This is a genomic window from Stenotrophomonas sp., from assembly GCF_031995405.1.
In the GTDB taxonomy this organism is placed as follows: domain Bacteria; phylum Pseudomonadota; class Gammaproteobacteria; order Xanthomonadales; family Xanthomonadaceae; genus Stenotrophomonas.
In genome coordinates this window covers 1-4,615 of the sequence record NZ_DAMAGC010000190.1, presented here as the reverse complement: position 1 = coordinate 4,615, position 4,615 = coordinate 1, and the positions used below count along the sequence as shown (strand labels likewise).

Here is a 4,615-nt window from a genome sequence, read left to right as displayed (position 1 = left end):
GACGCTGGGATCAGCGCTTGGCGGAGGCCGCGACCTTCAGGCCGCTGGCATCGACGCTCTTCACGCCCTTGATGCCCTTGGTCACGCGGAGTGCCTTGTCATGCTCGGCCTGGGTGGCCACGGTGCCCTTCAGCGTGACTACGCCGTTGACCGTCTCCACCATCACCTCGGTACCCGGGACGTTCTTGCTGGTCAGCAGGTCCGTCTTGACCTTGGTGGTGATCCAGCTGTCGGTCACCGGCTCGGAGGAGTCGTGCGTGTCGGCATGGGTCATCGCAGCATGATCGGTGGTCTTCGGCGGATCCTTGGCCATCGCCGACGACGAACCCACAACCATGCCGAGGGCCAGCGAAGCAGCAAGCAGAGTGCGCGTAGTGTTGGTCATGTTCGGTGTCTCCTTGGGTGTGTGGCCAGTGTCGGGGGAAGCGCGTGTGCGGCACGTGCGCGGAACATAACGCTGCCGTGAACCGCTCAGGTTCCTTTCCGGCTGTTCATGTTCCTCCATCCAGCCCCAGAGGCTACGCTGGCCCTCCCCTCTCTTCTGGAGCGCATCATGGCCACCGCCCTGCAGGTGGGATTGATCGGCTACGGCCTGGCCGGCAGCGTCTTCCACGCCCCGTTGATCCAGCACACCCCGGGCCTGGCACTGCACAGCATCGTGAGCACGCAGCGCGACCGCCTGCTGCGCGGTTTCACCGACGTGCGCATCTGCGCCCACGCGCAGCAGCTGTTCGACGACCCGGCCGTGGACGCGGTGGTCATCGCCACCCCCAACGCCGAGCACGCGCCGCTGGCCATCGCCGCACTGCAGGCCGGCAAGCACGTACTGGTGGACAAGCCATTCACCCTGGACCTCGCGCAGGCCGAGGCCGTGGTGCACGCCGCGCAGGCGGCGGATCGGGTGGCCACGGTGTTCCAGAACCGGCGTTTCGATGCCGACTTCCTCAGCCTGCGCCAATTGCTCGATAGCGGCGTGCTGGGCGAGGTGGCCGAGTGCCACTCGCACTTCGACCGCTACCGTCCGCAGGTGCGCGATCGCTGGCGGGAGAGCGACGTGCCTGGTGCCGGCCTGTGGATGGACCTGGGACCGCACCTGCTCGACCAGATGCTGCAGCTGTTCGGCTGGCCGGCGGCGATCAGCGCCGACATAACCGCACAACGCGATGATGCGCGCAGCAATGACTACTTCCACGCCGTGCTGCATTACCCGCGGCACCGCGCGATCGTGCACGCCGGCTCGCTGGTGGCCGCGGCCACGCCGCGCTTTGCGGTACACGGGCGCCTTGGGAGCTATCTCAAGGACGGCCGTGACGTGCAGGAAGACCAGCTGCGCGATGGCATCGCGCCCGGTGCGCCCGGTTGGGGCCTGGATCCACTGCATGGCCGGCACGTCGTGGTGGATGCGCACGGCCGCAGCCAGCACGGCACGGTGGACAACGCGCCCGGTGACTACCGGCGGCTGTACGCGGCCTTCCGCGACGCGATGCTGGGCAGCGGCGCGCCCACGGTAAGCGCGGATGAGGCGCTGCAGTTGATGCGCCTGCTGGAAGCCGGGGCCGAGAGTGCGCGCAGCGGACGGCGGGTGGAGCTGCGCGCGACGTCGGGCTGAGCCGAAGCAAGGGCGTTCCCAGGGGCCACGCAGAGCCGGCCAGCGGCCGGCACCACGGTGTCCCTGCCCGACCCGCTGGGTCGGCAGTGCTTATTCGGTCTTGATCGCGTGGCCGCCGAACTCGTTGCGCATCGCCGCCAGCAGGCGGTCGCTGAAGGAGTTCTTCTCGCGTGAGCGCAGCCGCTCCAGCAGCGACAGGGTGATCACCGGTGCCGGCACGTCCAGGTCGATCGCCTCGGCCACGGTCCAGCGGCCTTCGCCGGAATCTTCCACGTACGGGGCAATGCCATCGAGCTGCGGATTGCGGCCGAGCGCATCGGCGCTGAGGTCCAGCAGCCACGAACGCACCACGCTGCCGTGCTGCCAGGCCTTGGCGACCTGGGCAAGATCGAGGTTGAACGCGGTCTTGTGCTGCATCAGCGCGAAGCCTTCGGCATAGGCCTGCATCATCCCGTACTCGATACCGTTGTGGACCATCTTGCAGAAGTGCCCGGCACCGCTTGGCCCGACGTGCGCCCAGCCGCGGTCTTCGCCCGGGGCCAGCGTGCGGAAGATCGCCCCCACCCGCTGCACTGCTGCCGCGTCACCGCCGATCATCAGGCTGTAGCCTTCCTGCAGGCCCCACACGCCACCACTGGTGCCGCAGTCGATATAGGTCACGTCCTCGCCCAGCAACTGGCCGGCACGACGCATCGAATCCTTGTAGTACGAGTTGCCGCCGTCGATCACCACGTCGCCCTCGGACAGGTGCGGCGACAGCGCGGCCAGGGTCTGGTCGACCACTTCGCCGGCCGGCACCATCAGCCACACCACGCGCGGCACCGGCAGCTGCGCCAGCGCATCGGCAACCGACGCGCTGACCTCGAAGCCGCGCTTGGCTGCACTCGCGCGCGCGCCTTCACCGGGATCGACGCCGATCACCCGATGGCCGCCGCGATGCAGCCGCTCGGCCATGTTGGCGCCCATCTTGCCCAGCCCGATCATTGCAATATCCATGTGTCACCTTCCAGCGTGCGAGTTGTGTTGCGGGGATGCTGCCGGCGGGGAATCGCACTGGCGAAGGCGTGCGTCGATCCAGCGTCGGTACAGCGTGGTATGCAGGTTGTGCAGGCCCAGTTCGAAGGCAAACGGCGTCCGCGGATTGCGGTCGAGCAGGCGTGCGATGTGGTACCCGACAGGACGTATACCGCGAGGATGCACGTAAATCACGAACCCCTGGTAGAACGGATCGTCCAGCAGCGCATCAAGTTCGGCCAGCAGCGGTTTCTGCTCGGGCGGCAACCCGTTGCGCCAGACCGGATCGCGCTCCACCAGCAGCCGCTCGAAGCGGCGTGGCCCGGGTCCGGGCATGCGCTGGGCCAGTGCCCAGATCTGCCGGTTGATGGCGTCGTAATGGGCAAAGCCATCGTGCGTGCGCAGCGCGCGGGCGGCCGCATCGCTCACATCGACCACCACGAAGTTCTCGGCCTGGTTGTTGATGTCATCCAGGTATCGGGAGTCGAACACGTGCTCGATGAAGCCCGGCGCGCCGACGAATGCCTGCCGGCCCAGCTGCGCGGTCTTCCTGGCCTTGCCATCGGCAAGGAACTCACCCGCGTGCCGGCCGAGCAGGATGCTGTCGGTCTCGTGCAGGGTCAGGAAGGTGCCGATCGACAACTCGCCCGGCGTGAACTCGGCATCGAAGGCCGCATCGCCGTACAGTTCGCGCTGGGTGGCCAGCTGCGCGACCTGGCGCCCGACCCCGCACTCGCTGCGGACCCGGCCATCGTAGAAGTGTTGCAGCGCCACGCTGTTGCGACCGGCCGGTGCGTACCCCCGACCGAAGCTGCGGAAGCGCTGCCAGCCCTGGGCCTGCGCACCGCGCGCGCCGAAGCCGATCCAGCCCAGCTGCAGTGCCGAAAACCGATACCCCGGATTGTCCTGCAGCTGCGTGGTCGCACGCCGGGTGGCCTGGCCAAGCTTGAACGCATACGCGCACAGCGTGGCCGGATCGTCCAGCAAGGTCGTCATGAAGTCAGCGCGACGCGTGGGATCCCAGCCCTGCGGCAGCTGCACGCGCAGGTCACCGGCCCGCTGCGCCTGGCCCAGGTCGGCGCGCTCGCAGACCGGTCCGCCGTGCACCACCGGCGCGTTGATGGGCGCATCGCTGAAACGCCAGCCGAGTTCTTCAAGCAGCGGCTGGGTACAGGCGGGTGCAGGCGCAGCGGCAGTCGCTGCGGCAACGCCCGCCAGCAGCGCGCCGGCCAGTGCCACTACCCATCGGCGCGGCGAGCATGATGCAGTGGTCAACGACACCGGTCCGCCTGATCAGTGCGACGGCACCGGCGTATCGGCCACGGCGGCCGGCGGGGCGGGCACATCGGCCGCCGCCGGGGCAGCGGCCGGCGGCTCTGACGGCGTCGGCGCCGGCGCGGCCGCCGCGGCTGGCAGGTACTGCTGCAGCCGGTCGAAGAAGCGGCGGTAGAAGTCCGCATCCTGCACCGTGCTGCTGGCCACCTTCACCAGCGAATCGTCGTTGCTGCCGAACGGCAGCGACACCGAGCCCAACGCGCCCACGCCAACACTGGCCGAGGTCGGGCTCTTCTTCAAGGCATAGCGGTCCTGCACGGCGCTGACGAAGACCAGCGACTGGTCCCCGCGTGGCGCGCAGGAAATACGCAGTACCAGCTGCTCGTGTTCGTCATCGCGCGGCTGGAAGTTCTTGTTGCCCTCTACCGCCGCGGTGTCGGCCCGGGCGATCGCATAGCCCTGGCTGAGCAGGGTCCGCCGCGCCGCTTCGCAGGCCTGCGCCGGGGCGCCGGGCACGCTGCGCGAATAGGTGTCGCCGGAATCGAACGATTCACGAATCAGGGTGCTGTCAGCGGTGCGACCGCCACAGGCGGTCAGCAAGGCGACCAGCAGGCCTGCCGGGATTGCGTGGTACAGGCGCATGCGCGCTCCTGCGAGAACAGACTCGCGCCAGCATAGCCCCGGCCGCGTATGCAGCGGGTTTAGAAAGCGAAGGGC

5 protein-coding genes are annotated in these 4,615 nt (G+C 68.6%); 1 reads left to right on the top strand and 4 read right to left on the bottom strand.

Annotated features, from left to right (window positions below; all coding sequences use genetic code 11):
• Window positions 1-10: 10 nt before the first annotated feature.
• Entirely contained in the window at window positions 11-385 is a 375-nt protein-coding gene (locus RTO53_RS19470; protein WP_312239318.1) for a BON domain-containing protein, read from the bottom strand.
• 168 nt (window positions 386-553) lie between these two features.
• On the opposite strand from RTO53_RS19470, the gene RTO53_RS19465 reads away from it, so the two are divergent.
• On the top strand, window positions 554-1,609 hold the full coding sequence (locus RTO53_RS19465) for an oxidoreductase (RefSeq protein WP_312239317.1): 1,056 nt from the start codon (window positions 554-556) through the stop codon (window positions 1,607-1,609).
• 90 nt (window positions 1,610-1,699) lie between these two features.
• On the opposite strand, the gene gnd is transcribed toward RTO53_RS19465, so the two are convergent.
• The 3 genes from gnd to RTO53_RS19450 are packed head-to-tail and all read right to left on the bottom strand — an operon-like array spanning window position 1,700 to window position 4,540.
• Entirely contained in the window at window positions 1,700-2,605 is a 906-nt protein-coding gene (gnd, locus tag RTO53_RS19460; protein ID WP_312239316.1) for a phosphogluconate dehydrogenase (NAD(+)-dependent, decarboxylating), read from the bottom strand.
• A gap of 3 nt (window positions 2,606-2,608) precedes the next feature.
• Window positions 2,609-3,862, bottom strand: coding sequence for a hypothetical protein (locus RTO53_RS19455; RefSeq protein ID WP_312239315.1), 1,254 nt, complete (start codon window positions 3,860-3,862; stop codon window positions 2,609-2,611).
• Window positions 3,863-3,916: 54 nt separating this feature from the next.
• Complete coding sequence (locus tag RTO53_RS19450) at window positions 3,917-4,540, bottom strand: DUF2242 domain-containing protein (RefSeq protein ID WP_312239314.1); 624 nt, start codon at window positions 4,538-4,540, stop codon at window positions 3,917-3,919.
• Window positions 4,541-4,615: the final 75 nt, after the last annotated feature.

What these genes read in the sequence shown, in the direction of transcription:
- RTO53_RS19470 (WP_312239318.1), bottom strand. Translation starts at nt 385, where the DNA reads ATGACCAACACTACGCGCACTCTGCTTGCTGCTTCGCTGGCCCTCGGC.
- RTO53_RS19465 (WP_312239317.1), top strand. Translation starts at nt 554, where the DNA reads ATGGCCACCGCCCTGCAGGTGGGATTGATCGGCTACGGCCTGGCCGGC.
- gnd (WP_312239316.1), bottom strand. Translation starts at nt 2,605, where the DNA reads ATGGATATTGCAATGATCGGGCTGGGCAAGATGGGCGCCAACATGGCC.
- RTO53_RS19450 (WP_312239314.1), bottom strand. Translation starts at nt 4,540, where the DNA reads ATGCGCCTGTACCACGCAATCCCGGCAGGCCTGCTGGTCGCCTTGCTG.